The following is a 26,749-nucleotide window of genomic DNA, read 5'->3' on the forward strand; positions in this document are numbered from 1 at the left end:
AGTATACACTAATCACGGAAAGAATTAATACCATGCTAATTATAACTGTGACTTATAGGAATAAAGAGCATGATTTTTTATCGCGTAATGGCATAAAAAAGCGGATGTACTGTGAATATTAGTTAACGATGATTAATAAAATCAGCGAGATAGAAGACTTTGATTTTTTGTGCGATGGGATACGCTGGAACGAGCCTGGAAAGCCATAAATCGCACTAACTGTTAAAGAGTATGGCGGTAGAAAGTGGGGGATGTACCGATAAATACCGGATATTCCCCCGCAGCAAGCTACGGGGGGGAAGCAATCACAGCTCCTGTTCGAACACCAGCAGAATAGCCTCGTACAGCTGTTTAACCGTGAAGTTGCTCGAAGGAGTGGTGAAAATCGTGTCGTCACCTGCAATGGTACCGAGAATGCCTTCCGCTTTCCCTAGCGAGTCCAGCAGGCGTGCAATTAGCTGCGCCGCGCCTGGGCTGGTATGAATCACCACCACGGCATCGTTATAGTCGATATCCAGCACCAGATTTTTCAGTGGGCTGGAGGTCGTCGGAACGCCGAGCTCAATGGGCAGGCAGTAAACCATCTCCATCTTCGCGTTACGTGTGCGCACCGCACCGAATTTCGTCAGCATGCGGGATACTTTAGACTGATTGATATTGTCGAAGCCTTCATCTTGTAAAGCCTGGACAATTTCTCCCTGAGAACTGAATTTCTCTTCTTTAAGCAGCGCCTTAAACGCTTTGACTAATTCTTCTTGTTTTGCCGAGCTTCGCATAAGTCACCCGTATTATGGCCGTGAAAAACAACATTATTATGCATATTGCTGCATTTTTATGCAAATACTCTGCGGAGTAAATACATTAAAAAATGCCGTGAAGGGCGCGGAGTTTATCAAATCCTGTTCTGAAGGACAGAACCCTGTGTTCTGCGTCGCAAATAAGATTCGAAAGTAAATTAATTGTTATAAAGTTGATGTTACTTTGGTGAATAACGCAGCTATATTATAAACTCTCTGTGTTAGTTGCTGAGTTTGTCGATCTGCCGGTCGTATTTACCCGTCACAAGATCTAACAATGTGTCATGCCGCAGAATTTTTGCATGGTCATTGTCATAATTATCAGGGTGAATTAAGGTCGCCGCAACGGAGTAACAAATATTTAGCTAACCATAATAAGGAGTTTAGGATGAAAGTCGCAGTCCTCGGCGCGGCCGGCGGTATCGGTCAGGCGCTCGCCCTACTACTGAAAACACAACTGCCTTCTGGTTCAGAACTCTCCCTTTACGATATTGCTCCTGTCACACCTGGCGTCGCCGTTGACCTCAGCCATATCCCTACCGCGGTTAAGATCCAGGGCTTTGCTGGCGAAGACGCCACGCCTGCGCTGGTGGGTGCCGATATTGTGCTGATTTCCGCAGGTGTTGCGCGTAAACCGGGTATGGATCGCTCCGACCTGTTTAATGTGAATGCCGGTATTGTCAAAAACCTGGTTGCTCAGGTAGCAAAAACGGCGCCGGAAGCCTGCATTGGTATTATTACAAACCCGGTAAACACCACGGTCGCGATTGCGGCGGAAGTGTTGAAAAAAGCCGGTGTGTACAACAAAAACAAGCTGTTTGGCGTAACCACGCTGGACATCATCCGTTCAAATACTTTTGTTGCTGAGCTGAAGAATAAACAGCCTGGCGACATCGAAGTGCCGGTGATTGGCGGCCACTCTGGCGTGACTATTCTGCCGCTGCTCTCCCAGGTCCCGGGTGTTAGCTTCACTGAGCAGGAAGTTGCCGACCTGACCAAACGTATCCAGAACGCGGGTACTGAAGTGGTCGAGGCGAAAGCGGGTGGCGGATCGGCAACGCTTTCTATGGGCCAGGCCGCAGCGCGTTTTGGGCTGTCGTTAGTACGTGCTCTGCAGGGCGAACAAGGGATTGTTGAATGTGCCTATGTTGAAGGTGACGGTGAACACACGCGTTTCTTTGCTCAGCCACTGCTGTTGGGGAAAAAGGGTGTAGAGGAGCGTCACAGCATCGGCGCGCTTAGCGCCTTTGAACAACAGGCGCTGGAAGGTATGATGGACACGCTGAAAAAAGATATTCAACTCGGCGTGGATTTCGTTAACCGCTAAGCGCGGCCGCCAAAAGCATAAACCGGAGCCAGCGTGCTCCGGTTTTTTTATGGTCGTTAGTTGGTTGCCGGGTATTCCTGAATCGTCACTTTAAACGTCAGCTTTTTATCGTCCCGCATTACCTCTACCGGGATTTCCGAACCCGGACGGATCTCGGCCACCTGATCCATGGTTTCAAGCGCAGAGACGGCCGCTTTGCCGTTAACAGAAGTGATCACGTCGTTAACCTGGATCCCCGCGCGTGCTGCCGGGCCATCTGGTGAAACTTCATTGACGACGATCCCCTGGATCGGATCGATGCTGCCACCCTGGGCATGTAACGGAGCGATTTCACGGCCGCCAATGCCTATGTAACCACGGATCACGCGGCCATCGCGGATCAGCTTATCCATGATCTTGGTGGCTAACTGGAACGGAATAGCAAAGCCGATCCCTTCCGGTGTTTCGCCATCGTTACTCTTATCGAAAGAGAGCGTGTTAATGCCCATCAGTTCACCCAGCGAGTTCACCAGCGCACCGCCGGAGTTACCGTGGTTGATGGAGGCATCGGTCTGCAGAAAGTTTTGCCGTCCCGTCGGGTTCAGGCCAATACGCCCCGTCGCGCTGATGATCCCCTGCGTGATCGTCTGCCCGAGGTTATACGGGTTCCCAATGGCCAGCACGACATCACCAATATGCGGCGTGCGTTTGGCATTAATCGGGATCACCGGTAGCCCGCCGGTGGCATTAACCTTCAGTACGGCAAGGTCGGTCAGAGAGTCAGAGCCCACCAGCAATGCCTCGAAAACACGGCCATCCTGTAGAGCCACGATGATCTGATCCGCATCGTTAATAACGTGCTTGTTAGTAATGATATAGCCGCGTTGATCCATGATAACCCCAGATCCGAGCGTGCGAATTTCAAGGCGATCATGCGTGGAGCTATTCAGGCTGCGGTTATAGACATTCACTACTGCCGGGGCGGCACGACGCACCGCCTGGTTGTAGCTGGCAGGGGTTTCATCCGCGCTATCGAACTGGCGCGATGTGAGAGGGTTATTCTGACGTAAAGAGGGCATGGCGGCGATTATCAGGCCACCCGCAACCAGACCGATTGCTACCGAGCGTAAAAGCTTCACATACATGATGGGATAGTCATTAAAAAGGGGAACATCTGCAGCATAACATGAGTTATCCGGACATCACATGCAGCGGTGATGCCCGGATACGGAAATGATCAGCGCAGCAGTAAATAGATGCTGTCGTTGCCGCGTACAATATGCAGCGCCTTCACTGACGGTTTCGCCTCCAGCACTTTGCGCAATTCAGCAATAGATTGCACGCGATCGCGGTTAACGCCAATGATCACGTCATCTTTACGCAGGCCCGCCTGGGCTGCGGCGCTCTCTTTTTCCACATTACCGATGGTGATCCCTTTGGTGCCATCTTTTAACTGACCATCGTTTAATTCCGCGCCTTGCAATGCGGGTGAAATCAGCTCCGCACTGGCGGAAGAAGAGGTGCTTTTGTCCAGTGTGACTTCTACCTCCAGTGGTTTGCCGTCGCGCAGCAGACCCAGTTTCACTTTTGAACCCGGTTCTGTGGTCGCAATGCGCGAGCGCAGTTCGGCAAAACTTGTCAGTGGCTTGCCGTTAAGACTGATAATCACATCGCCAGACTTAACCCCGGCTTTTGCAGAGCCAGAATTTGGCAACACTTCGCTGACAAACGCGCCGCGTTGCACATTGAGATTAAAGGCTTTGGCAATGTCCGCGCTCATTTCGGTGCCTTTAATGCCCAGCAAACCGCGTTTAATCTCGCCAAACTGAATCAGTTGTTTCGACAGGGTTTGAGCCATATTGCTGGGGATCGCAAAGCCGATGCCAACACTACCGCCGCCTGGCGCGAGAATGGCGGTATTAATGCCGATAAGCTCACCGTTGAGATTTAATAACGCACCGCCGGAATTGCCGCGGTTAATTGAGGCATCGGTCTGGATAAAGTTTTCCAGCCCTTCCAGATTAAGGCCGCTGCGGCCAAGGGCGGACACAATCCCGGATGTGGCCGTCTGACCCAGACCAAAGGGGTTGCCCACGGCGATCACGAAATCACCTACGCGCAATGTATCGGAATCGGCAATAGCGATTTGCGTCAGGTTCGAGGCATTTTGCAACTGTAGAAGGGCGATATCGCTCTGGTCGTCGCTGCCGATTAATTTGGCTTCGAATTCGCGCCCGTCGTTGAGCTGAACATTGATTTTCTGCGCCTGATTAACCACGTGGTTATTGGTCAGCACGTAGCCTTTAGCCGCATCAATAATGACCCCGGAACCGAGGCCTTCAAAAGGTTGCGGTTGTTGTTGTTCCGGCATCTCTTCGCCAAAATATTTTTTCAGCTCTTCCGGCACTTTCTGGCCTTGTACAGCGGTCCCTTCTACCTGCACGCTGACCACGGCGGGCAGCACCTTTTCCAGCACCGGTGCAAGGCTTGGCAGCGCACCCTGGCCAGGCACCTGAGATGGCATGGCAGCCATGACCTGAAACGGTGCCGAGAGAGTTAACCCGACACTTAACGCAAATGCACTCAACAGCTGGGTTGGTTTCTTCATTGATGCTGGCTCTCGTAACCTGAAGTGAAAGGAATGTCGCCTCAAAACAATTTGATGTTATTGAAATTTCAACCGCGGAACAATGAGGTGAATGACTAAATAATAGCTGCGATGCAGAAGAAGGGACGGGCACGCAGAGCGCGCCCGTAAAAATTAGGAGACGGAACGATTATTTGCGGTTTGCGCTGCCGCGCAGCAGACCAGAGGCGCCCTCTGAATAGTCGCGAGGGATCTGCACCGGCGCCTGATCGTTGCTGGCTTCGGATTCTGCCAGACGGTTGCGGAACGGATTTTCTTCAGCAGACATTTCCGGCAACAGGCTGCTGGAGCTTTTCGCCATGTGCTGGTACAGCTGACGGTAGTCGTGCGCCATATTATCCAGTAACTCAGCGCTGCGGGCGAAGTGGCTCACCAGTTCCTCACGGTACTCTTCCAGTTCCGCTTTGTTTTTTTCCAGTTCGTACTGCAAGGCCTGTTGTTGGCGCAATTTGCGGTTCCCGAAACGCATACCCACGGCACCAATAATAATGCCGACAACCAAGCCAATTAGCGCATATTCCCAGGTCATGAACTTCTCCCGTTGTTTTGTGATTCCGTAGGGTTCTGGCTGCAAGCTCCTGCCTGCGCCTGATAATGCCACTATAACCGCTAATAGTGCAGAAGTGGAATCCTGACGCAGCATCGCGTAGTGTAGAGCGGCCTTTTTTTCGTCAACCCTGTGGGGGCGGATCGATTTTCAAGGAACAACAATAACACCATGCAAAGCCTTTCCCCGACATCGCGATATTTAAAAGCCCTGAACGAGGGTAGCCATCAGCCGGACGATGTGCAAAAAGAAGCTGTCAACCGGCTGGATGCCATTTACCAGCAACTTATCAACCGCGGTAACGTCGCCGTGCCGCCGGGCACCGGCCTGATGGCGGCGTTCAGTAAACTGCTGGGCAAACGAGAAACCCGCACCGCTGAGCCCGTTCGGGGTCTGTATATGTGGGGGGGGGTAGGCCGGGGGAAAACCTGGTTGATGGATATGTTCTATCAAAGCCTGCCCGGAGAACGTAAACAGCGTCTGCACTTTCACCGTTTTATGTTGCGTGTTCATGAAGAGCTGACCAGCCTGCAGGGGCAAACCGATCCGCTGGAAATCGTGGCCGATCGCTTTAAAGCCGAAACCGATGTGCTGTGCTTCGATGAGTTCTTCGTCTCCGACATTACCGACGCGATGCTGCTTGGCGGGCTCATGAAAGCGCTGTTCGCCAGGGGGATCACACTGGTTGCGACCTCGAACATTCCGCCGGATGAGCTGTATCGTAATGGCTTGCAGCGCGCACGTTTTTTGCCTGCTATCGAAGCAATCAAACAGTTTTGCGACATTATGAATGTCGATGCCGGTGTTGATTACCGTCTGCGCACCCTGACGCAGGCCCATTTGTGGCTGACGCCTCTCAATAGCGATACCGCGCAGCAGATGGATAAGCTCTGGCAAGCGCTGGCGGGGGCTAAAAGGGAACATGCGCCGGAACTGGAAATAAACCATCGCGCCTTACCGACGCTGGGCGTAGAAAATCAAACGCTGGCCGTGTCGTTCTCCACGCTGTGTGTGGATGCGCGAAGCCAGCATGATTACATTGCGCTCTCACGGTTGTTCCACACCGTGATGCTGTTTGATGTTCCGGTAATGACGCCGCTAATGGAGAGCGAAGCACGGCGCTTTATCGCGCTGGTGGATGAGTTTTATGAGCGCCATGTGAAGCTGGTTGTCAGCGCCGCTGCGTCACTGCATGAGATTTACCAGGGGGAACGGCTGAAGTTTGAGTTTCAGCGCTGTTTATCACGGTTGCAGGAGATGCAAAGCGAAGAGTACCTCAAGCGAACGCATATGCCGTGATGCGGTTGGCTCCGGTCTGGTAAAGAAGTCTGTGGGCTGCACAAAACCCAATCGGAATCACAAAAAGGGGTCGATCTTTGACCCCGACTTCTCTATAATCCTGCGACCCCACGTTACAACAAGGTTTTTTTCCCGAAACACTTGTGTGCCGGTTAAACATATCCGAAGGGGTGGGTTTACTGGACAATGTCGTGTGAACCTCACTTGTATTTAAGCGTTTGGGTGTTCACCAACGTGTAACTAATTTATTTGGGTAAGCTTTTAATGAAAACTTTTACAGCTAAACCAGAAACCGTAAAACGCGACTGGTATGTTGTTGACGCGACCGGTAAAACTCTGGGCCGTCTGGCTTCTGAACTGGCTCGTCGCCTGCGCGGTAAGCATAAAGCGGAATACACTCCGCACGTTGATACTGGTGATTACATCATCGTTCTGAACGCAGAAAAAGTTGCTGTAACCGGCAACAAGCGCGAAGACAAAATGTACTACCACCACACCGGCCACATCGGTGGTATCAAAGAAGCGACCTTTGAAGAGATGATTGCCCGCCGTCCTGAGCGTGTGATTGAAATCGCGGTTAAAGGCATGCTGCCAAAAGGCCCGCTGGGTCGTGCTATGTACCGTAAACTGAAAGTTTACGCAGGTAACGAGCACAACCACGCGGCACAGCAACCGCAAGTTCTTGACATCTAATCGGGATTATAGGCAATGGCTGAAAATCAATACTACGGCACTGGTCGCCGCAAAAGTTCCGCCGCTCGCGTGTTTATCAAACCGGGCAACGGTAAAATCGTTATCAACCAGCGTTCTCTGGAACAGTACTTCGGTCGCGAAACTGCCCGCATGGTAGTTCGCCAGCCGCTGGAACTGGTTGATATGGTAGAAAAACTGGATCTGTACATCACCGTTAAAGGTGGTGGTATCTCCGGTCAGGCAGGTGCGATCCGTCACGGTATCACCCGCGCTCTGATGGAGTACGACGAGTCCCTGCGTTCCGAACTGCGTAAAGCTGGCTTCGTCACTCGTGACGCTCGTCAGGTTGAACGTAAAAAAGTCGGTCTGCGCAAAGCACGTCGTCGTCCGCAGTTCTCCAAACGTTAATTGTTTTCTGCTTCGGCAGAACGATTGGCGAAAAAACCCGGTGCAAACCGGGTTTTTTTATGGATAAAAATCATGTTATCCACAGTAATTGGTTGATTATCTCTTCTTTTTCAGCATTTCCAGAATCCCCTCACCACAAAGCCCGCAAAATCTGGTAAACTATCATCCAATTTTCTGCCCAAATGGCTGGGATTGTTCATTTTTTGTTTGATCGTTAAACGAGAGTGACAGTACGCGCGGGTGGTTAACTCAACATCTGACCGGTCGATTTGGTCCGGTAGTAGTAAATACTGAATATACCTGGAGGTTTTCATGGCTGTCGCTGCCAACAAACGTTCGGTAATGACGCTGTTTTCTGGTCCTGTGGACATCTATAGCCATCAGGTCCGTATCGTGCTGGCCGAAAAAGGTGTCAGCTTCGAAATTGAGCACGTGGAAAAGGATAATCCTCCTCAGGATCTGATTGACCTCAACCCGAATCAAAGCGTACCGACACTCGTAGATCGTGAACTCACATTGTGGGAATCACGTATTATTATGGAATATCTGGATGAGCGTTTTCCGCATCCGCCGCTGATGCCGGTTTACCCGGTTGCGCGTGGTGAGAGCCGCCTGTACATGCACCGCATTGAAAAGGACTGGTATTCTCTAATGAATATCATCCAGAACAACAGCGGCGCACAGGCTGATGCAGCGCGCAAGCAACTGCGTGAAGAACTGCTGGCGATTGGCCCGCTGTTCACTCAGAAGCCGTACTTCCTGAACGACGAGTTCAGCCTGGTGGATTGCTACCTTGCTCCGCTGCTGTGGCGTCTGCCGGTGTTGGGCATTGAGCTGAGCGGTACTGGCGCGAAAGAGCTGAAAGGCTATATGACGCGTGTGTTTGAACGTGATTCCTTCCTCGCTTCTCTGACTGAACCTGAGCGCGAGATGCGCCTGGGCCGGGGTTAATTGCATGGATTTGTCACAACTGTCTCCACGCCGTCCGTATTTACTGCGGGCTTTTTACGAATGGCTGCTGGATAACCAGCTAACGCCGCATCTGGTTGTTGATGTGACGATGCCGGGCGTACGCGTGCCGATGGAGTATGCGCGTGACGGGCAAATCGTGTTAAACATCGCGCCACGCGCGGTCGGTAACCTGGAACTGGCGAACGACGAAGTGCGCTTCAACGCCCGCTTCGGTGGTGTGCCGCGCCAGGTTGCAGTACCCCTGGCCGCTGTACTGGCTATTTATGCCCGTGAAAACGGTGCCGGAACGATGTTTGAGCCGGAAGCCGCATACGATGAAGACGTCGTCAGTCTGAACGATGACGATGACGCTTCCGTGCAGGAAAACGAGACGGTGATGTCGGTTATCGACGGTGATAAACCCGACCACGCAGAGGATCAGGATAACGGCCATGACGACGATCCGCCGCCACGCGGTGGTCGCCCGTCACTACGGGTCGTGAAGTGATCGCACAAACAGGGCCAGCAGGCCCTGTTTTTTTATGCATGCAGAGATAACATCCATAAAAAAGGAGGCCGGGGCCTCCTTTTTGGCGCTACGAGGATATTACACTTCAAGGAAATTCATAATGCCTTCCGCCGCCTTGCGGCCCTCGGCAATTGCCGTGACCACTAAGTCGGAGCCACGCACGATATCGCCGCCAGCAAAGATTTTCGGATTGCTGGTCTGGAACGCGTTCTCACTACCTTCTGGCGCAATAACACGGCCCTGGCTGTCCAGCTCAACGCTGTGCTTCGCCAGCCACTCCATGCTGTGCGGGCGGAAACCAAATGCCATGACCACAGCATCTGCCGGAACCACATGCTCAGAGCCTGCGACGATCTCTGCACGGCGGCGGCCTTTTGCGTCCGGAGCGCCCATTTCTGTGCGCGCCATTTTCACACCGCAGACTTTGCCATTGGCATTGACTTCAATGCCCAGTGGCTGCACGTTGAACTGGAATTCAACGCCCTCTTCACGCGCGTTTTTCACTTCGCGTTTTGAGCCAGGCATATTCTCTTCGTCACGACGATAGGCGCAAATAACGTGCGTTGCGCCCTGGCGTACCGACGTGCGAACGCAGTCCATTGCGGTATCGCCACCGCCGAGCACCACCACACGTTTGCCCTGCATACTAATGTACGGCTCGTCCGGCGTTTCGCCATAGCCCATAAGCTGCTTTGTGTTGGCAATGAGGAACGGCAGCGCATCGTAAACGCCCTGTGCATCTTCATTTTCCAGCCCGCCGCGCATCGACTGATAAGTCCCCACGCCGAGGAATACGGAGTCGTACTCTTTTAACAAATCTTCCAGCTGTACATCACGGCCCACTTCGGTATTGAGTTTGAACTCAATGCCCATACCGGTGAAGATTTCGCGACGGCGGGTCATAACCTCTTTCTCCAGCTTAAAGGCCGGAATACCAAATGTCAGCAGGCCGCCAATCTCCGGATGTCGATCAAAAACGACCGCTTTCACGCCGTTGCGGGTCAGCACATCGGCACAGGCCAGCCCTGCCGGACCGGCACCAATAATGGCTACGCGTTTGTCGGTCTGCTTTACGCCCGTTAAGTCCGGACGCCAGCCCATCTCGAACGCTTTATCGTTGATATAGCGCTCAATGTTGCCGATGGTGACGGCACCGAACTCGTCGTTCAGCGTACAGGAACCTTCACACAGACGGTCCTGCGGGCAGACGCGCCCGCAAACTTCCGGCAGCGTATTGGTCTGGTGCGACAGCTCTGCCGCCTCAAAAATACGCCCTTCATTGGCCAGCTTCAGCCAGTTTGGAATGTAGTTATGAACCGGACATTTCCATTCACAGTACGGGTTGCCGCAAGAGAGGCAGCGATCTGCCTGCGCTTTGGCCTGGCCTTCAGAAAAGGGCTCGTAAATCTCAACAAATTCAATTTTGCGCAGTTTCAGCGGTTTTTTTGCCGGATCGACACGCTGTAAGTCGATAAATTGGTAAACATTCTGACTCATCTGAATTCCTTACTGCGCCTGCACGCGCAACTCTGCCGCGCTACGACTACGGTGACCTAACAGGGCTTTCACATCGCTGGACTTCGGCTTAACCAGGGCGAATTTCGCCGCAAATGCCGGCCAGTTAGCGAGGATCTCTTCGCCGCGTTGCGAACCCGTATGCTGAACATGCTCGGTGATCAGGCCGCGCAGATGCTCTTCGTGAATAGCGAGGTCATCCACACTCAGCACTTCGACCAGTTCCGGGTTTACGCGTTTACGGAATTCACCGTCTTCATCCAGTACATAGCCGAAGCCGCCTGTCATCCCCGCGCCGAAGTTAACGCCAGTTTTACCCAGTACGCACACGATCCCACCGGTCATATATTCACAACCGTTATCACCAATGCCTTCCACCACGGTGATGGCACCGGAGTTACGCACGGCAAAACGCTCACCTGCGCGGCCCGCAGCGTACAGACGACCTCCGGTTGCGCCATACAGGCAGGTGTTACCAATAATGCTTGCTTCATGGCTACGGTAAGCGGAACCGACCGGAGGACGGATAGCCAGCAAGCCGCCCGCCATACCTTTACCCACATAGTCGTTAGCATCGCCCGTCAGATAAAGCTCTACGCCGCCTGCGTTCCAGACACCGAAGCTCTGGCCTGCGGTACCACTGAAATGGGCTTTAATTGGATCGGCTGCAAGGCCTTGATCGCCATGCGTTTGCGCAATGTAGCCAGACAGCGAAGCACCCACGGAACGATCGGTGTTGCGGATATCAAACCAGAAGGTTTTGCTCTGTCGCTCATCCACATACGGTTTGGCCTGCTGCAGCAATTGTGCATTCAGCACGCCATTATCAAACGGCGGGTTGTTTTCCGTGCAGTACAGTGCCTTACCTTCATGCGGCTCGGCGGTTTCCAGCAGTTTGGACAGATCCAGCTTCTGCTGTTTGGCGGTAAACCCGTCCAGCTCTTTAAGCAGGTCTGTGCGGCCAATCAGGTCGACCAGGCGTTTCACGCCCAGTTGCGCCATCAACTCACGCGTTTCACGTGCAATGAATTCAAAGTAATTCGTCACTTTGAACGGCAGGCCGTGATAGTGGTTCTTACGCAGTTTGTCGTCCTGAGTCGCAACGCCGGTTGCACAGTTGTTCAGATGGCAAATGCGCAGATATTTACATCCCAGTGCCACCATCGGGCCGGTGCCAAAACCAAAGCTTTCTGCGCCCAGAATGGCCGCTTTGATGATGTCCTGGCCGGTTTTCAGGCCACCATCCACCTGAAGGCGGATTTTGTGACGCAAACCGTTCGCCACCAGCGCCTGCTGGGTTTCGACCAGGCCCAGTTCCCACGGACAGCCGGCATATTTCACCGAGGAGAGCGGGCTGGCACCTGTACCGCCGTCATAACCGGCGATGGTGATCAAATCGGCATATGCTTTGGCAACACCGGTTGCGATGGTACCGACGCCCGGTTCGGAAACCAGCTTCACGGAGATCATCGCTTTCGGGTTAACCTGCTTCAGATCAAAAATCAGCTGCGCCAGATCCTCGATAGAGTAAATATCGTGGTGTGGCGGTGGTGAAATCAGTGTGACGCCGGGCACGGAATAGCGCAATTTGGCGATGTACGGCGTGACTTTATCACCTGGCAACTGACCGCCTTCACCAGGTTTCGCGCCCTGGGCAACTTTAATCTGGATCACATCCGCATTGACCAGGTAGGCCGGCGTAACACCGAAGCGACCAGACGCGACCTGTTTAATGCGCGACACTTTATTGGTGCCATAGCGCGCCGGATCTTCACCACCCTCACCAGAGTTGGAGAAGCCGCCGAGGCTGTTCATGGCCTCGGCCAGCGCTTCGTGCGCTTCCGGGCTCAGCGCGCCAATAGACATCGCTGCCGTGTCGAAGCGTTTAAACAGTTCGCTGGCGGGTTCAACATCTTTCAGGCTTACCGCTTCCCCGTTCGGGGTGATAGCCAGCAGATCGCGCAGCGTTGCCGCCGGACGCTCGTTAACCAGCTTCGCGTATTCCTGATAGTCGCTGTACTCGCCACTTTGTACGGCCTGTTGCAGCGTGCGCACCACGTCCGGGTTGTAAGCGTGGTATTCGCCGCCGTGGACATATTTCAGCAGGCCGCCCTGTGTGAGCGGTTTACGGGCCAGCCATGCGAGTTTGGAAAGGTTCAGCAGATCCTGTTGGAAGTCTGAGAAACCTGCGCCACCGATACGGCTGATAACCCCCTGGAAGCATAAATCGGCAACGTCGTCATGCAGACCCACGGCTTCAAAGAGTTTTGAACAGCGGTAAGATGCGATAGTCGAGATGCCCATTTTGGACATGATCTTGTACAGCCCTTTATTGATGCCGTTACGATAGTTCAGCATCACCGTGCGGTAGTTCTTCTCAATCGCTTTGTTGTCTACCAGTTTCGCCAGCGTTTCATATGCCAGATACGGGTAGATTGCCGTTGCGCCAAATCCCAGCAGGACAGCGAAGTGGTGCGGGTCGCGGGCGCTGGCCGTTTCAACAATAATGTTGGCGTCGCAGCGCAGGCTCTTATCAACCAGACGAGTCTGGATGGCACCAACGGCCATCGGCGCCGGAACCGGCAGCCGGTTTTTAGCGATGTTGCGGTCAGAAAGCACCAGCAGGACGGTGCCGTCACGTACCATCTGTTCAGCTTTGTCGCACAGCGCTTTGACCGTCTCTTCCAGCGTCTCTTCGGTGACGTCGAATGTGATATCCAGCGTATCCGCGCGGTAGTGCTCCTCTTTCATCGTCGTCAGCTGTTTGAAATCTGAATACAACAGGATCGGCGATTTAAAACTCAGACGGTGCGCCTGGCCTTCGGCTTCGCAGAAGACGTTCATCTCGCGGCCGATGCTGGTGGCCAGAGACATAACGTGCGCTTCACGCAGCGGATCGATAGGCGGGTTTGTGACCTGCGCAAACTGCTGGCGGAAGTAATCATAAATAATGCGCGGCTGGCTGGAGAGCACGGCGAATGGGGTATCATCGCCCATTGAGCCGACCGCCTCCTGGCCGTTTTCACCCAGCACGCGGATAACGGAATCCAGCTCTTCAAAGCTGTAGTTAAACTGTTTCTGGTAGCTGGCGAGCAGGTCATCGTCCATTTCACGGGTGCCGACTTCTTCATCCGGGAGATCTTCAAACGGCACCAGACGACGGACGTTTTTCTCCATCCATTCTTTATACGGGTGGCGGCTTTTCAGATCGTCATCGGTTTCTGCCGAGTGCAGAATGCGCCCGCCACGGGTATCGATAACCATCAGCTCGCCCGGACCAACACGCCCTTTTTCCACCACTTCATCCGGCTGGTAATCCCAGATGCCCACTTCGGAAGCACAGGTGATCAGTTTGTCTTTGGTGATGACGTAGCGCGCCGGACGGAGACCGTTACGGTCGAGGTTACAGGCGGCGAAACGGCCGTCGGACATGACAATGCCCGCCGGGCCGTCCCACGGTTCCATATGCATGGAGTTGAAGTCGAAAAAGCTGCGCAGATCCGGATCCATATCCGGGTTGTTCTGCCACGCTGGCGGAACCAGCAAACGCATGGCGCGTACAATGTCCATACCGCCAGCCAGCAGCAGTTCCAGCATGTTATCCATGGAACTGGAGTCGGAGCCGGTTTCGTTGACGAACGGCGCGGCATCATGCAAATCCGGAATCAGCGGCGTCTGGAATTTATAGGTACGCGCGCGTGCCCACTGACGGTTACCAGTAATGGTGTTGATTTCACCGTTGTGTGCCAGGTAGCGGAACGGCTGCGCCAGCGGCCAGCGCGGTACGGTATTGGTAGAGAAGCGCTGGTGGAACAGGCAAATGGCCGATTCCAGACGCAAGTCAGCCAGGTCCAGGTAGAAGCGCGGCAGATCTGCCGGCATACACAGACCTTTATAAATGTTTACCAGATTAGAGAGGCTACAGACGTAGAACTCTTTATCTTCCTGCAGCCGTTTTTCAATACGGCGACGGGCAATAAACAGACGGCGCTCCATATCGCGCGGGCGCCAGCCAGCAGGGGCGTTAACAAAAATTTGCTCAATACGAGGCAGCGAGGAGAGGGCGATTTCACCGAGTACCCCTTCGTTGGTGGGCACATCGCGCCAGCCGACGATAGAGAGTGTTTCACGTTGAAGTTCTTCTTCCACGATACGACGCGACGCGCTGGCTTTTTCTGGATCCTGGTTCAGGAACAGCATGCCCACAGCGTAGTTTTTGGCTAAACGCCAGCCGCGCTCTTCTGCCACAATTCGGAAGAAACGATCGGGTTTTTGCAACAGCAGGCCACAACCGTCACCGGTTTTACCATCGGCGAGGATTGCACCACGGTGCTGCATTCTGGCCAGTGCGTGAATAGCGGTACGCACTACCTTGTGGCTAGGTTCGCCTTCTATGTGGGCGATCAGGCCGAAACCACAGTTATCCCTCTCAAGGGATTTATCGTACAACATATCAGTGAACCTCCCCAGGCTCTACGGGACGCCCTCCAGAACGATGCGCACAGGCACAAAAAGAGCATGGCGACGGGGCATTTGCCTCGCATGTCGCCCTCTTTAATTTCCTTTTCGCATCGATACACAAGTGTTGAGGACTTGCTTAAGAGGGAATCTCAATAACTGCATAAATATGATGAGCAGACTGCTCATCCAGAAAGCTTCCAGCGGATTTCCAACTTATCGGGAATCCGTACACAGGTCAAATGCCGAGCTTATTTATGCAGAAATGTGCTAAAACATACATAACAGCATGATTTTATTTGATATTTAAGGTTTTTTACATTGCGCGGAGGCGAGACAACGTGGCCGTAATGTGTGATCTGACTCACTATCCAAAAGCGCTGTTTCTAACGTACTGTTCTGATTACATGTTTAATGGCAGCTTTTTATTCTGCTATGAGGGGCAGGCTTGCATAAAGTCACTGTTTTTCACCCGTGACAGTATTTCTGCAAAATATCGCAGCAACATAAGGAAAAGTAATTGCCTGTAGTGTGAATGAAATTGCGATTATATTGACTGTTTATTCAATAGATAAAAGGCTTCCCTGACGCTTGATCCAGGTCATCGTCGATGAAAGCTAAAAGTGGCAGGCTACGCCCTTTCATCAGGGCGGCCTTTCAGATTATGCAGTTACAAAAATTAGTCAATATGTTTGGTGGGGATCTTGCCCGGCGGTATGGGCAAAAAGTCCATAAACTGACCTTGCATGGCGGTTTTAGCTGCCCGAACCGCGATGGCACCCTGGGGCGCGGGGGCTGTACTTTCTGTAATGTGGCCTCCTTTGCTGATGAAGCGCAGCAACACCGCTCCATTGCGGAACAGCTTGCCCTCCAGGCGCAACGGGTGAATCGTGCAAGTCGTTATCTGGCCTATTTTCAGGCCTACACCAGCACCTGGGCCGAAGTACAAGTGCTACGTTCGATGTATCAACAGGCGGTTAGCCAGGCGAGTATTGTCGGGCTGTGCGTCGGCACACGGCCGGACTGTGTTCCGCAAGCGGTGCTGGATCTGCTATGTGAATACCATCAGCAAGGCTATGAAGTGTGGCTGGAGCTGGGATTACAAACCGCGCATGATAAAACGCTGCACCGCATTAATCGCGGGCATGATTTCGCCTGCTATCAGAAAACAACGCAACTGGCCCGTGAACGGGGCCTGAAAGTCTGTACACACCTGATCGTCGGGTTACCAGGAGAACGCCGCGCGGACTGCCTGGAAACGATAGCGCGAGTGACAGAAACCGGTGTCGACGGTATTAAGCTGCATCCGCTGCATATTGTGAAAGGCAGCATTATGGCAAAAGCCTGGGAGGCCGGGCGCCTCAACGGAATCGGGCTTGACGAGTACACTGTCATTGCCGGCGAGATGATCCGTCATACGCCACCGGAGGTGATTTATCATCGTGTCTCTGCCAGCGCCCGCCGCCCGACACTGTTGGCGCCGTTATGGTGCGAAAACCGCTGGACGGGCATGGTAGAACTGGATCGCTATCTGACAGAGCAGGGCGCGCAAGGCTCTGCGTTGGGGCGCAGCTGGCAAATGGTCAGCTAACGCAGCACGGCCTTTTTATGACCATAATGCACATCATCACTGCATTTTTCGCACAAGCTTCAACCCCTTGCTCATAATTGAGTATTATTGACGGAATTGTTCGAGGGGATCTCTATGAAGCAAATCCGTTTACTGGCGCAATATTATGTCGACCTGATGATGAAGTTGGGTCTGGTGCGTTTTTCCATCTTATTGGCGCTGGCGCTGGTGGTAACCGCGATAGTGGTGCAAATGGCCGTGACCATGGTGTTGCAGGGCCGGGTCGAGAGCATCGATGTTATCCGCTCCATCTTTTTTGGTCTGCTGATCACGCCCTGGGCGGTTTATTTCCTGTCGGTGGTGGTTGAGCAACTTGAAGAGTCGCGCCAGCGCTTATCGCGGCTGGTTGATAAACTCGAAGAGATGCGTAACCGCGATCTGAAACTCAATGTGCAATTGAAAGACAACATTACCCAGCTTAATCAGGTGATCAGCGACCGCGAAAAAGCCGAAGCTGAGCGCCAGGCCACGTTTGAACAGCTGAAAATTGAGATGCAGGAGCGCGCGCAAACGCAGATCCAGCTTGAACAACAATCTTCCTTCCTGCGCTCATTCCTTGATGCATCACCCGATCTTGTGTTCTATCGTAATGAAGACAAAGAATTTTCCGGCTGTAACCGGGCGATGGAGCTGCTGACAGGCAAAAGCGAGAAGCAACTGATCAACCTCAAGCCGCAGGATGTTTATGCGCCGGAGGCAGCGGAGAAGGTGAACGAAACCGATGAAAAAGTTTTCCGCCATAACGTCTCGCTGACTTACGAGCAGTGGCTCGACTATCCGGACGGACGCAAAGCCTGTTTTGAAATCCGCAAAGTGCCTTATTACGACCGGGTGGGTAAACGCCACGGGCTAATGGGCTTTGGCCGTGATATTACCGAGCGTAAACGTTACCAGGATGCGCTGGAGCGCGCCAGCCGGGACAAAACCACCTTTATCTCAACTATCAGCCACGAATTACGCACACCGCTTAACGGCATTGTCGGTTTAAGCCGCATTCTGCTTGATACAGAACTGACAGAAGAGCAGGAAAAGTACCTAAAAACGATCCATGTTTCTGCGGTGACGCTGGGGAATATTTTCAACGATATTATAGACATGGATAAAATGGAGCGCCGTAAAGTGCAGCTGGATAACCAGCCTATCGACTTTACCGGCTTCCTGGCGGATCTGGAAAACCTGTCGGGATTGCAGGCACACCAGAAAGGGCTGCGCTTTGTACTGGAGCCAACGCTGCCGTTGCCGCATCAGGTCATTACGGACGGTACCCGGTTGCGGCAAATTCTGTGGAATCTTATCAGTAATGCCGTCAAATTCACCCGCGAAGGGCAGGTTACCGTACGTGTGCGTTACGCTGCCGGCGATATGCTGCACTTTGAAGTGCAGGACTCCGGGATCGGTATTCCGCGCGACGAGCAGGACAAGATTTTCGCCATGTACTATCAGGTCAAAGATAGCCACGGTGGGAAACCGGCCACCGGGACAGGCATTGGTCTGGCGGTATCGCGACGTCTGGCAAAAAGTATGGGCGGCGACATTACCGTTAGCAGTGAGCCTGGCGCTGGCTCTGTGTTTACCTTAACCGTCAATGCGCCTGCAGTGGCCGAGGAAGTCGAAGACGCATTTGCTGGTGACGATATGCCGCTACCGGCGTTGCATGTGTTGCTGGTCGAAGACATTGAACTGAACGTTATTGTTGCACGTTCTGTGCTGGAAAAACTTGGTTGCAGTGTGGATGTAGCAATGACCGGAACCGCTGCGCTGGAGATGTTTACACCTGGTGAATACGACCTGCTGCTGTTGGATATCCAGTTGCCGGACATGACCGGGTTGGATATTTCGCGGGCACTGACCAGCCGTTATACGCGAGAAGATTTGCCGCCACTGGTTGCTCTCACCGCTAACGTGCTGAAAGACAAGCAGGAGTATCTGGATGCAGGTATGGATGATGTATTGAGCAAACCGCTGGCAGTCCCGGCATTAACTGCCATGATTAAAAAGTTCTGGGATGCAGGCGATGAGGAGGATGTGCAAATGACAACCACAGACCACAGCAAAGTACAGACACTGCTGGATGTTGCCATGCTTGAGCAGTATCTCGAGCTGGTCGGTCCGAAACTGATCACCGACGGACTGGCGGTGTTTGAGAAAATGATGCCGGGGTATCTGAGTGTGCTGGAGTCCAATCTTACCGCGCGCGATCAGAAAGGGATCGTGGAAGAGGGGCACAAAATTAAAGGCGCAGCCGGATCGGTCGGTTTACGTCATTTGCAGCAACTGGGCCAGCAGATCCAGTCGCCTGATCTTCCCGCATGGTGGGATAATGTTGGCGAATGGGTCGAAGAGATGAAACTGGAGTGGCGCAACGATGTGGCGGTACTGAAAGCCTGGGTGGCAGACGCCGGAAAAAAATGACCCCGGATTAACCGGGGTGCGCGAATACTGCGCCAACACCAGGGAAATCGTGGCTGCGCCGTAATTTTTTTGATTTTTTTGCAAGGGCGCAGTCTAAAAAACTGGACCGCACGCACATAAGATAGCAAATCTTAAATGGTTTGTTACATCAATCGGTGAAATGTGTGAAGCACGGCGCTGTTATCAAAATTTTTAATTATCGACAGTAAGTTGCGTAAGGGATGAGCAAAATGAAAAAAGTGGGCGTTATTCTCAGTGGCGCAGGTGTCTATGACGGCTCAGAAATCCACGAAGCTGTGATCACACTGCTGGCGCTTGCCCGCAACGGTGCGCAAGCAGTGTGCTTCGCCCCTGATAAAATCCAGAATGATGTGGTCAATCACCTGACGGGTGACGCGCTGGCGGAGAGCCGTAATGTCCTGATCGAATCCGCCCGTATTGCGCGTGGCGCTGTGCAGGATCTGACGCAGGCATCAGCAAACGATCTGGATGCGCTGATCGTTCCTGGCGGGTTTGGCGCGGCGAAAAACCTGAGCAATTTTGCCAGCCACGGTAGCGAGTGCGTAGTGGATAGCACCCTCAAACAGCTGGTGCTGGCGATGCATCAGGCCGGTAAACCGCTGGGTTTTATGTGTATTGCCCCTGCGATGTTGCCGAAGATTTTCGATTTCCCGCTGCGGTTGACCATTGGTACCGATATCGATACCGCAGAGCTTGTGGAAGCGATGGGCGCGGAGCATGTGCCATGCCCGGTGGATGACATTGTGATCGACGAAGAGAACAAAGTGGTGACCACCCCGGCGTACATGCTGGCGGAGGACATTGCCCAGGCGGCGACGGGCATTGAAAAACTGGTTTCGCGAGTACTGGTGCTGGCCGAATGAAAGGAATGTTTCGCGGCCCGCTGAAAGCCTTGTTCAAACGATTGTTGCTGCGGGTTTTGTTGGTGCTGGCCGTCTTCTGGGGCGGCAGCATTGTGCTTTTCAGTTTCCTGCCGGTGCCTTTTTCCGCTGTGATGGCAGAACGGCAATTGGGGGCATGGTTAAGCGGTGATTTCGGCTATGTGGCGCATTCTGACTGGGTCAGTATGGATGACATTTCCCCGGCAATGGCGCTGGCGGTGATTGCTGCGGAAGATCAACGATTTCCCGATCATTGGGGGCTGGATCTACCGGCGATCCAAAAGGCGCTTTCCCATAATGAACGACATGAAAACCGGATCCGCGGTGCATCGACGCTCTCTCAGCAGACGGTGAAGAACCTGCTTCTGTGGGATGGAAAAAGCTGGGTGCGCAAGGGACTGGAGGCCGGGCTGACGCTGGTTATGGAGACCGTCTGGAGTAAGCGGCGGATCCTCACCGTGTATTTGAACATTGCGGAGTTCGGCGAGGGGATTTTTGGCGTGGAAGAGGCAGCACAACGCTACTTCCATAAACCTGCAAGCCGGCTTTCCGCTTCGGAGGCGGCGCTACTGGCCGCTGTATTACCTAACCCGATACGGTTTAATGCAGGCGCGCCTTCGGGCTATGTACGCAGCCGACAGGCCTGGATTATGCGGCAGATGCGCCAGCTCGGCGGCGACGAGTTTTTGCAGCGTAACGCGCTACATTAATTCAGTCTTCGTCAAAACCGGCGTTAAACAGCGCGATCACTGCAGCCAGCGCTTCGACTTCCTGTGGACCGTTGGCTTCAATCTCTATCTGCCGTCCTTTGGCGGAGTCCAGCATCAGCAAAGCAATCACGCTGCTGGCTTCCGCTTCGGTTCCTTCGTCGTTGCGTAACAGGACCTCGGCATCAAAGCCCTGTACCAGTTCAAACAGTTTCATCGCCGGGCGAGCATGCATACCCAGCTTATTGGTTATCTCAACGGTCTGTTTTACGGTCATGTTTTGCGTTTTTCCAGCGTACGGTGACGGGACTGAACGTTTTTACCGCGTGAACGGAAATAATCCGCCAGCTGTTCGGCGACGTAGACAGAGCGGTGTTTACCGCCGGTACAGCCGATAGCCACGGTCAGATAACTGCGGTTGTTGGTTTCCAGCATCGGTAGCCACAGTTCAAGATAGCTACGGGTCTGGTAAATAAAGTTATGCACTTCGGTGTGCCGGTCAAGGAACGCTGCGACAGGTTTATCGAGACCGGTCATGGGGCGCAGTTTGGGGTCCCAGTGTGGGTTAGGCAGGAAGCGTACGTCAAAAACGTAATCGGCATCGATCGGAATGCCATGTTTGAAGCCGAAGGATTCAAACACCATTGTCAGCTCACGCTCGCGTTTGCCCAGCAGGCGCGTGCGCAGCATTTCTGCCAGCTCGTGCACCGACATTTCTGAGGTATCGACGATCAAATCTGCCCGGGAGCGCAGCGGCTCGAGCAGGTTGCTCTCTTCGTCTATTGCGCTTTCCAGCGACAGATTTTTACTGGAGAGCGGGTGAAGACGGCGGGTGTCGCTATAGCGGCGAATCAGCGTGTTGCGATCGGCGTCCAGAAACAGCAGTTGCGGGGAAAACGAGTCCGGCAGATTATTCATCGCCTGTTCGAATATTTCCGGAGATTCCGGCATATTGCGCACATCAATACTGACAGCGGCTGATGTCTGGCGATCGGCAAGCGTGCGTGCCAGATCCGGCAGCAGAACGACCGGGAGGTTATCGACGCAATAAAAACCCATATCTTCCAGGGCGCGGAGCGCCACTGATTTGCCTGAACCCGAACGACCACTTACGATCATCAGGACCATGGATCATCTCTCCTCAAAGCGACGGATAAAAAAGCAGTCTGTCCGTTACGCATCGTCACTGTCGCCTTCTGTTTGCGTGATGATCTGATACAGTTCTTCATCACTTTGCGCGCTGCGTAAGCGTCGGCAGATAGTTTTATCCGCCAGGCGTTTGGCGACCAGCGAGAGTGTATGCAAATGCGTTTTGGTTTGATCTGCCGGCACCAGTAACGCAAAGAGCAGATCGACAGGCTGATTATCGATAGCGTCGAAAGCAATGGGCGTCTCGAGTTGTACAAAAACGCCAACGGCGCGAAGCGTGTCTTCTTCGAGCTTACCGTGAGGAATGGCGATACCGTTACCAATACCGGTACTGCCCATTTTCTCACGTGTCAGAATCGCTTCGAAAACGACCTGCGGCGGCAGGCCCAACTGTTTTGCCGCCAGCTCACTGATGATTTCCAGAGCGCGTTTTTTGCTCTGACAGTGAACGCCGCTACGGGTACATTCCTGGTTAAGGACATTGCTCAACTGAAGAGCGGAATCGTTGTTCATCATAATTTCACCTAAGCGACGCCAGTGCAGACACCCTGCCGGGTTGCGGCAGGGTGCAACGCGCCAAACGGACGCCCGGACAATTAGTGTTGTTTCAGTTTATCTTTATGCTTCGTGAGCTGCCTCGCCAGTTTATCAATTAAACCGTCGATTGCAGCATACATATCCTGCCCTTCCGCACTGGCATGAAGCTCCCCTCCATTTACATGGAGCGTCGCATCCGAAGTGTGAGTCACTTTCTCCACTTTCAACACAATATAGACCTGATTAATCCTGTCGAAATACTGTTCAAGTTTAGCGAATTTGCTGTTTACAAAATCGCGAAGTGCATCAGTGATCTCGACGTTCTGTCCTGTGATGTTAAGCTGCATAGTGTCTTCCTTATCGGTTTGGTCAAACCAGTTGTTTGCGCTGGTTAGACGGCGGAATGGATAAAGACTCTCGATACTTTGCAACGGTACGCCGCGCCACCATGATTCCCTGATCGGAAAGGAGGGTGGTCAGCTTACTGTCACTCAGTGGTTTCGCAGGGTTTTCTGCGGCGATTAACTTCTTCACCAGTGCGCGAATCGCCGTCGACGAGGCTTCGCCACCGCCTTCGGTGCTTACGTGACTGGAGAAGAAATATTTAAGTTCAAAAATGCCGCGTGGACTATGAAGGTACTTCTGGGTTGTCACACGAGAAATCGTGGATTCATGCATTTCGACGGCCTGCGCGATATCCGCCAGCACCATCGGTTTCATAAACTCTTCGCCTTGCTCAAAGAAAGCCTGTTGCTGTTCAACAATACAGCGGCTAACGCGCAGCAGTGTATCGTTACGGCTTTCCAGGCTTTTAATCAGCCATTTCGCTTCCTGCAGATTACTGCGGATAAACTGGCTATCGGCGTCGTTACGCACACCGCCGCACATGGAGGCATAATGCTGGTTAATTTGCAGACGCGGAATGCTGTCGGTGTTCAGTTCGACTGCCCAGCGACCATTGTGCTTACGCACCAGCACATCCGGAATAACATATTCCGGTTCCCCGGTCTGGATTGACTGGCCCGGACGAGGATCCAGCGACTGGATCAGATTGACGGCTTCCTTCAGCACATCTTCTTTCAGTCGCGTTACGCGCATCAGCGAGCGGAAATCGTGATTAGCAAGCAGATCGAGATGTTCGCTAATGATAAGCCGGGCCTCTTCACACCACGGGGTGTCTTTAGCAAACTGAGAGAGTTGGATCAGCAAGCAATCGCGCAGATCCCGTGCCGCAACACCGACAGGGTCAAAGCGTTGGATACGTTTCAGCACGGCTTCGACTTCATCCAGCCCGACCTCTTCGTTGCCCATGCTTTCCAGGATATCTTCCAGCGACACGGTCAGATAACCGGTGTCGTCAACGGCATCAACAATGGAGGTCGCGATAGCGCGATCGGTATCGGAAAACGGCGTCAGTTCCACCTGCCACATAAGGTAGTCTTGCAGGGACTGCGTGGTTTCACCCTGATAAATCGGCAGTTCGTCATCAACGTAATCGTTACTGCTACCGGATGGGGTACCCGCGGTGTAGATCTCATCCCAGCTCGCATCCAGCGGCAGTTCGTCAGGCATCTCTTTTTGTTCGAGAGCATCGACGCTATCCAGTCCTTCGTTATCCTGGCTTTGTTGGGTATCCACTTCTTCATGAAGATCGGTTTGTTCCAGCAATGGATTACTCTCCAGCGCTTGCTGAAGTTCCTGCTGAAGTTCCAACGTGGACAACTGCAATAGACGGATAGCCTGTTGCAGTTGTGGCGTCATGGCCAGCTGTTGGCTGAGCCTAAGTTGCAAACCTTGCTTCATATTCAGAGCAGCACTCTCCGACAAAATACGTCAATAAACTCTACCCTATCAGAGTCTGAAGTCTTCCCCAAGATATACGCGCTTAACGTGTTCGTCTTCAAGGATTTGCTGCGGTGTTCCATGCGCAATTAAATGCCCCTGGCTGACGATGTAAGCACGTTCGCATACTGCCAGCGTTTCGCGGACATTATGGTCGGTGATCAGGACACCCAACCCGCTGTCACGCAGGTGTTCGATGATGCGCTTAATATCAATAACCGAAATGGGGTCAACGCCGGCAAACGGCTCATCAAGTAAAATGAATTTGGGATTCGCCGCCAGCGCGCGGGCAATTTCCACGCGTCGACGTTCGCCGCCGGACAGCGCCTGGCCCATGCTGTCGCGCAGGTGCTCAATATGGAACTCTTCCATCAGCTCTTTAGCGCGATCGTCACGCTGCTCGGCCGTCAAATCGTCACGTATTTGCAGCACTGCCATCAGGTTGTCGTAGACGCTCAAACGGCGAAAAATTGACGCTTCCTGCGGTAAATAACCAATACCGCGACGCGCGCGTGCATGCAGCGGCAGCAAGCTAATGTCTTCGTCATCAATGATGATATTACCGGCGTCACGCGGCACGATACCCACAACCATATAAAAGGTGGTGGTTTTCCCTGCGCCGTTAGGACCGAGAAGGCCGACGATTTCGCCAGAGTTCACCGTCAGGCTGACATCTTCAACAACACGACGGCCTTTATAAGCCTTGGCGAGATTCTTTGCAGTTAAGGTTGCCATAACGAATTAGTTACTCTTTTTTTGCGCCGGAGCCGGGGTTTTGTTGCCGTTTTTATCCTGCAACTGCGAAGGCACCAGTACGGTAGTTACGCGTTTACCTTTCTCACTGAATGCCTGCATTTTCTGCTCTTTGACCAGATAGGTGATTTTGTCACCCTTGATATTGCTATCCAGTTGTTCGAGGTAAGCATTGCCAGTTAACACCACGAAGTCGTTAGCCAGTTCGTAATGCATCTGCGAGGCGTGGCCTTTTACGGGTTTACCGTTATCCTGCATCTGGTAGAAGGTGGCCGGGTTGCCATAGCCATCGATGATCTCTTTGCCCTGCTCACCGCCCGGGCGGGTAACCACGACTTTATCGGCATTAATTTTGATTGTCCCTTGTGTGACCACAACATTGCCAGTGAACGTCACAATGTTGCCTTGCATATCCAGTGACTGCTGATCGGAGTCGATATGGATCGGCTGCTCGGTGTCACCCGTGACGGCAAGCGCCGGAAGCGCAGCGGCAAAAAGCGTACTGGCCAGGATAAGATTAAGGCTGAGTTTGTTTGTTTTGGATTTCATAGGAGCTTTTAACCTTTTCAATCAGCTCGGCGTTTTTGCTGCGTAAATTGCCGCGCATTTTCAGGCCGGTGGAATTAAATGTTGTACCGTACAACGTGACCTGATCATCGGAGGTAACATCCTGCGTTACCAGGTTGATCTGGGCGTTATCCGTGGTGATTTTTCGTAACTGTGCGTCCGCTGTCAGGGCGTTGACCTCAACATGTCCGTAAAGATAAAGCATTCTGTTATCGGTCAGCTTTGCTTTATCCGCCTTGATTGACCAGGTCGGGACCTTATCCTTATCAAAGGTGGTCAGTAGCGGCTGAGCGAACCAGCTCACACCCTCAGCGGAAAAATATTCTACATTTTGCGCGATCAAGCGGTAGTTCAGCGCCCCTTCCGGGCTGTAGGCCACTGAGTCGGTATGCTGGCTCTTATAAGTCGGCTCGTTACTGTTAGTCGCAACCGGCTCTGGTGCATCCTGAGTCGTCAGGTTGATACCAATTAGCACCAGTACCGCCAGCGACAGCAGAATGATGACCCAACGTCTGGTTTTACTCATATTGATTGCCCTTTGGCCTCATCCAGCTTGCCCTGCGCCAGCAGCAACAAATCACAGACTTCCCGAACAGCGCCGCGCCCGCCGTTAATACGGGTGACATAGTCTGCACGCGGGACGAGTAACGGGTGCGCATCCGCCACGGCGACGCTTAAACCTATTTCTGCCATCACAGGCCAGTCGATCAGGTCATCACCAATATAAGCGACCTGATCCGGCGCCAGATCCAGCTTCGTCAATAATTCACGATAAGCCAGCAGCTTATCGGATTGTCCCTGATACAGGTGTGTGATGCCAAGTGTCTCGCAACGATCTTCTACCAGTTTAGCTTTTCGTCCGGTAATAATGGCGATCTCAATGCCGGAGGTGAGCGCGCTACGGATGCCGTAGCCGTCACGGACGTTAAACGCTTTTAATTCTTCGCCGTTGTTGCCCATATAAATGAGCCCATCGGACAACACACCGTCGACATCCAGGATTAACAGCCGGACGTTACGGGCTTTTGCCATGACTTCCGCGCTTACCGGCCCGTAGCAGGTTGCAAGCGACGCGTCAGCGTTACTCATTCTCGTGTCCT

General features: G+C 53.1%; 25 protein-coding genes. 10 read left to right on the plus strand and 15 right to left on the minus strand.

What is annotated here, in order from left to right; translation table 11 throughout:
• Positions 1–305: 305 nt before the first annotated feature.
• The gene (gene argR / locus RTX30_RS16195; protein WP_312691199.1) at positions 306–776 is read right to left on the minus strand and encodes a transcriptional regulator ArgR; all 471 of its coding nucleotides are present in this window, start codon (positions 774–776) and stop codon (positions 306–308) included.
• A gap of 409 nt (positions 777–1,185) precedes the next feature.
• Between argR and mdh the strand changes: the two genes are divergently transcribed.
• Positions 1,186–2,124 (plus strand): malate dehydrogenase, encoded by a 939-nt coding sequence (mdh, locus tag RTX30_RS16200; RefSeq protein ID WP_312691200.1) that lies wholly within the window; start codon positions 1,186–1,188, stop codon positions 2,122–2,124.
• 56 nt (positions 2,125–2,180) lie between these two features.
• On the opposite strand, the gene degS is transcribed toward mdh, so the two are convergent.
• The 3 genes from degS to zapG all read right to left on the minus strand — a co-directional run bounded on the left by degS (position 2,181) and on the right by zapG (position 5,279).
• Positions 2,181–3,248, minus strand: coding sequence for an outer membrane-stress sensor serine endopeptidase DegS (gene degS, locus RTX30_RS16205; protein ID WP_312691201.1), 1,068 nt, complete (start codon positions 3,246–3,248; stop codon positions 2,181–2,183).
• A gap of 92 nt (positions 3,249–3,340) precedes the next feature.
• Positions 3,341–4,711: a serine endoprotease DegQ gene (gene degQ / locus RTX30_RS16210; RefSeq protein WP_312691202.1), complete on the minus strand. Its 1,371-nt coding sequence runs from the start codon at positions 4,709–4,711 to the stop codon at positions 3,341–3,343.
• A 169-nt stretch (positions 4,712–4,880) separates the two neighbouring features.
• Positions 4,881–5,279 (minus strand): Z-ring associated protein ZapG, encoded by a 399-nt coding sequence (gene zapG / locus RTX30_RS16215; RefSeq protein ID WP_088236601.1) that lies wholly within the window; start codon positions 5,277–5,279, stop codon positions 4,881–4,883.
• Between the two features lie 189 nt (positions 5,280–5,468).
• On the opposite strand from zapG, the gene zapE reads away from it, so the two are divergent.
• The 5 genes from zapE to sspB all read left to right on the plus strand — a co-directional run bounded on the left by zapE (position 5,469) and on the right by sspB (position 9,156).
• Positions 5,469–6,596 (plus strand): cell division protein ZapE, encoded by a 1,128-nt coding sequence (gene zapE, locus RTX30_RS16220; protein WP_312691203.1) that lies wholly within the window; start codon positions 5,469–5,471, stop codon positions 6,594–6,596.
• 264 nt (positions 6,597–6,860) lie between these two features.
• A complete protein-coding gene (rplM, locus tag RTX30_RS16225; protein WP_004868222.1) occupies positions 6,861–7,289 on the plus strand; it encodes a 50S ribosomal protein L13 in 429 nt (142 codons plus the stop codon).
• A gap of 15 nt (positions 7,290–7,304) precedes the next feature.
• The gene (gene rpsI, locus RTX30_RS16230; RefSeq protein WP_000829818.1) at positions 7,305–7,697 is read left to right on the plus strand and encodes a 30S ribosomal protein S9; all 393 of its coding nucleotides are present in this window, start codon (positions 7,305–7,307) and stop codon (positions 7,695–7,697) included.
• 312 nt (positions 7,698–8,009) lie between these two features.
• Positions 8,010–8,648 carry a stringent starvation protein SspA gene (gene sspA / locus RTX30_RS16235; RefSeq protein WP_312691204.1) on the plus strand — a complete coding sequence of 213 codons (639 nt, stop codon included), beginning with the start codon at positions 8,010–8,012 and terminating at the stop codon, positions 8,646–8,648.
• 4 nt (positions 8,649–8,652) lie between these two features.
• On the plus strand, positions 8,653–9,156 hold the full coding sequence (gene sspB, locus RTX30_RS16240; RefSeq protein WP_312691205.1) for a ClpXP protease specificity-enhancing factor: 504 nt from the start codon (positions 8,653–8,655) through the stop codon (positions 9,154–9,156).
• A gap of 99 nt (positions 9,157–9,255) precedes the next feature.
• Here sspB and RTX30_RS16245 read toward each other — a convergent pair whose 3' ends face one another.
• Positions 9,256–10,674, minus strand: a complete 1,419-nt coding sequence (locus RTX30_RS16245) for a glutamate synthase small subunit (RefSeq protein WP_312691206.1) — start codon at positions 10,672–10,674, stop codon at positions 9,256–9,258.
• A gap of 9 nt (positions 10,675–10,683) precedes the next feature.
• Entirely contained in the window at positions 10,684–15,144 is a 4,461-nt protein-coding gene (gltB, locus tag RTX30_RS16250; protein WP_312691207.1) for a glutamate synthase large subunit, read from the minus strand.
• 670 nt (positions 15,145–15,814) lie between these two features.
• Between gltB and RTX30_RS16255 the strand changes: the two genes are divergently transcribed.
• The 4 genes from RTX30_RS16255 (at position 15,815) to mtgA (ending at position 20,804) form a co-directional block, all read left to right on the plus strand.
• Positions 15,815–16,741, plus strand: coding sequence for a TIGR01212 family radical SAM protein (locus RTX30_RS16255; RefSeq protein ID WP_312691208.1), 927 nt, complete (start codon positions 15,815–15,817; stop codon positions 16,739–16,741).
• 114 nt (positions 16,742–16,855) lie between these two features.
• Complete coding sequence (gene arcB, locus RTX30_RS16260; protein ID WP_312691209.1) at positions 16,856–19,192, plus strand: aerobic respiration two-component sensor histidine kinase ArcB; 2,337 nt, start codon at positions 16,856–16,858, stop codon at positions 19,190–19,192.
• Positions 19,193–19,422: 230 nt separating this feature from the next.
• A complete protein-coding gene (gene elbB, locus RTX30_RS16265; protein ID WP_312691210.1) occupies positions 19,423–20,076 on the plus strand; it encodes an isoprenoid biosynthesis glyoxalase ElbB in 654 nt (217 codons plus the stop codon).
• The gene (gene mtgA / locus RTX30_RS16270) at positions 20,073–20,804 is read left to right on the plus strand and encodes a monofunctional biosynthetic peptidoglycan transglycosylase (protein ID WP_312691211.1); all 732 of its coding nucleotides are present in this window, start codon (positions 20,073–20,075) and stop codon (positions 20,802–20,804) included. Before elbB ends, mtgA begins: the two co-directional genes overlap by 4 nt.
• Before the next feature lies 1 nt (position 20,805).
• On the opposite strand, the gene npr is transcribed toward mtgA, so the two are convergent.
• From npr to kdsC, 9 genes are all read right to left on the minus strand, one after another.
• The gene (npr, locus tag RTX30_RS16275) at positions 20,806–21,078 is read right to left on the minus strand and encodes a PTS phosphocarrier protein NPr (protein WP_312691212.1); all 273 of its coding nucleotides are present in this window, start codon (positions 21,076–21,078) and stop codon (positions 20,806–20,808) included.
• Positions 21,075–21,929 carry an RNase adapter RapZ gene (rapZ, locus tag RTX30_RS16280; RefSeq protein WP_312691213.1) on the minus strand — a complete coding sequence of 285 codons (855 nt, stop codon included), beginning with the start codon at positions 21,927–21,929 and terminating at the stop codon, positions 21,075–21,077. The genes npr and rapZ overlap by 4 nt, the downstream gene beginning before the upstream one ends.
• Before the next feature lie 45 nt (positions 21,930–21,974).
• Positions 21,975–22,466, minus strand: a complete 492-nt coding sequence (gene ptsN, locus RTX30_RS16285) for a PTS IIA-like nitrogen regulatory protein PtsN (protein ID WP_312691214.1) — start codon at positions 22,464–22,466, stop codon at positions 21,975–21,977.
• An 80-nt stretch (positions 22,467–22,546) separates the two neighbouring features.
• Positions 22,547–22,834, minus strand: coding sequence for a ribosome hibernation promoting factor (hpf, locus tag RTX30_RS16290; RefSeq protein ID WP_061492991.1), 288 nt, complete (start codon positions 22,832–22,834; stop codon positions 22,547–22,549).
• Between the two features lie 22 nt (positions 22,835–22,856).
• On the minus strand, positions 22,857–24,290 hold the full coding sequence (gene rpoN / locus RTX30_RS16295; protein WP_312691215.1) for an RNA polymerase factor sigma-54: 1,434 nt from the start codon (positions 24,288–24,290) through the stop codon (positions 22,857–22,859).
• Between the two features lie 48 nt (positions 24,291–24,338).
• Positions 24,339–25,064: an LPS export ABC transporter ATP-binding protein gene (gene lptB / locus RTX30_RS16300; RefSeq protein ID WP_263099140.1), complete on the minus strand. Its 726-nt coding sequence runs from the start codon at positions 25,062–25,064 to the stop codon at positions 24,339–24,341.
• Between the two features lie 6 nt (positions 25,065–25,070).
• Entirely contained in the window at positions 25,071–25,631 is a 561-nt protein-coding gene (gene lptA, locus RTX30_RS16305; RefSeq protein ID WP_312691216.1) for a lipopolysaccharide ABC transporter substrate-binding protein LptA, read from the minus strand.
• The gene (lptC, locus tag RTX30_RS16310; protein ID WP_312691217.1) at positions 25,600–26,175 is read right to left on the minus strand and encodes an LPS export ABC transporter periplasmic protein LptC; all 576 of its coding nucleotides are present in this window, start codon (positions 26,173–26,175) and stop codon (positions 25,600–25,602) included. The genes lptA and lptC overlap by 32 nt, the downstream gene beginning before the upstream one ends.
• Positions 26,172–26,738, minus strand: a complete 567-nt coding sequence (gene kdsC, locus RTX30_RS16315) for a 3-deoxy-manno-octulosonate-8-phosphatase KdsC (RefSeq protein WP_312691218.1) — start codon at positions 26,736–26,738, stop codon at positions 26,172–26,174. The genes lptC and kdsC overlap by 4 nt, the downstream gene beginning before the upstream one ends.
• Positions 26,739–26,749: the final 11 nt, after the last annotated feature.

It is taken from the genome of Kosakonia sp., from assembly GCF_032052965.1.
Taxonomy (GTDB): Bacteria; Pseudomonadota; Gammaproteobacteria; order Enterobacterales; family Enterobacteriaceae; genus Kosakonia.

Excerpts from the sequence above, each read along its gene's own strand:
- mtgA (WP_312691211.1), top strand. The coding sequence starts at position 20,073 with ATGAAAGGAATGTTTCGCGGCCCGCTGAAAGCCTTGTTCAAACGATTG.
- lptC (WP_312691217.1), bottom strand. The coding sequence starts at position 26,175 with ATGAGTAAAACCAGACGTTGGGTCATCATTCTGCTGTCGCTGGCGGTA.
- lptA (WP_312691216.1), bottom strand. The coding sequence starts at position 25,631 with ATGAAATCCAAAACAAACAAACTCAGCCTTAATCTTATCCTGGCCAGT.
- mdh (WP_312691200.1), top strand. The coding sequence starts at position 1,186 with ATGAAAGTCGCAGTCCTCGGCGCGGCCGGCGGTATCGGTCAGGCGCTC.
- degQ (WP_312691202.1), bottom strand. The coding sequence starts at position 4,711 with ATGAAGAAACCAACCCAGCTGTTGAGTGCATTTGCGTTAAGTGTCGGG.
- elbB (WP_312691210.1), top strand. The coding sequence starts at position 19,423 with ATGAAAAAAGTGGGCGTTATTCTCAGTGGCGCAGGTGTCTATGACGGC.
- kdsC (WP_312691218.1), bottom strand. The coding sequence starts at position 26,738 with ATGAGTAACGCTGACGCGTCGCTTGCAACCTGCTACGGGCCGGTAAGC.
- rpsI (WP_000829818.1), top strand. The coding sequence starts at position 7,305 with ATGGCTGAAAATCAATACTACGGCACTGGTCGCCGCAAAAGTTCCGCC.
- arcB (WP_312691209.1), top strand. The coding sequence starts at position 16,856 with ATGAAGCAAATCCGTTTACTGGCGCAATATTATGTCGACCTGATGATG.
- ptsN (WP_312691214.1), bottom strand. The coding sequence starts at position 22,466 with ATGATGAACAACGATTCCGCTCTTCAGTTGAGCAATGTCCTTAACCAG.
- sspA (WP_312691204.1), top strand. The coding sequence starts at position 8,010 with ATGGCTGTCGCTGCCAACAAACGTTCGGTAATGACGCTGTTTTCTGGT.
- degS (WP_312691201.1), bottom strand. The coding sequence starts at position 3,248 with ATGTATGTGAAGCTTTTACGCTCGGTAGCAATCGGTCTGGTTGCGGGT.
- hpf (WP_061492991.1), bottom strand. The coding sequence starts at position 22,834 with ATGCAGCTTAACATCACAGGACAGAACGTCGAGATCACTGATGCACTT.
- zapG (WP_088236601.1), bottom strand. The coding sequence starts at position 5,279 with ATGACCTGGGAATATGCGCTAATTGGCTTGGTTGTCGGCATTATTATT.
- rapZ (WP_312691213.1), bottom strand. The coding sequence starts at position 21,929 with ATGGTCCTGATGATCGTAAGTGGTCGTTCGGGTTCAGGCAAATCAGTG.
- rplM (WP_004868222.1), top strand. The coding sequence starts at position 6,861 with ATGAAAACTTTTACAGCTAAACCAGAAACCGTAAAACGCGACTGGTAT.
- sspB (WP_312691205.1), top strand. The coding sequence starts at position 8,653 with ATGGATTTGTCACAACTGTCTCCACGCCGTCCGTATTTACTGCGGGCT.
- RTX30_RS16255 (WP_312691208.1), top strand. The coding sequence starts at position 15,815 with ATGCAGTTACAAAAATTAGTCAATATGTTTGGTGGGGATCTTGCCCGG.
- npr (WP_312691212.1), bottom strand. The coding sequence starts at position 21,078 with ATGACCGTAAAACAGACCGTTGAGATAACCAATAAGCTGGGTATGCAT.
- RTX30_RS16245 (WP_312691206.1), bottom strand. The coding sequence starts at position 10,674 with ATGAGTCAGAATGTTTACCAATTTATCGACTTACAGCGTGTCGATCCG.
- argR (WP_312691199.1), bottom strand. The coding sequence starts at position 776 with ATGCGAAGCTCGGCAAAACAAGAAGAATTAGTCAAAGCGTTTAAGGCG.
- zapE (WP_312691203.1), top strand. The coding sequence starts at position 5,469 with ATGCAAAGCCTTTCCCCGACATCGCGATATTTAAAAGCCCTGAACGAG.
- rpoN (WP_312691215.1), bottom strand. The coding sequence starts at position 24,290 with ATGAAGCAAGGTTTGCAACTTAGGCTCAGCCAACAGCTGGCCATGACG.
- lptB (WP_263099140.1), bottom strand. The coding sequence starts at position 25,064 with ATGGCAACCTTAACTGCAAAGAATCTCGCCAAGGCTTATAAAGGCCGT.
- gltB (WP_312691207.1), bottom strand. The coding sequence starts at position 15,144 with ATGTTGTACGATAAATCCCTTGAGAGGGATAACTGTGGTTTCGGCCTG.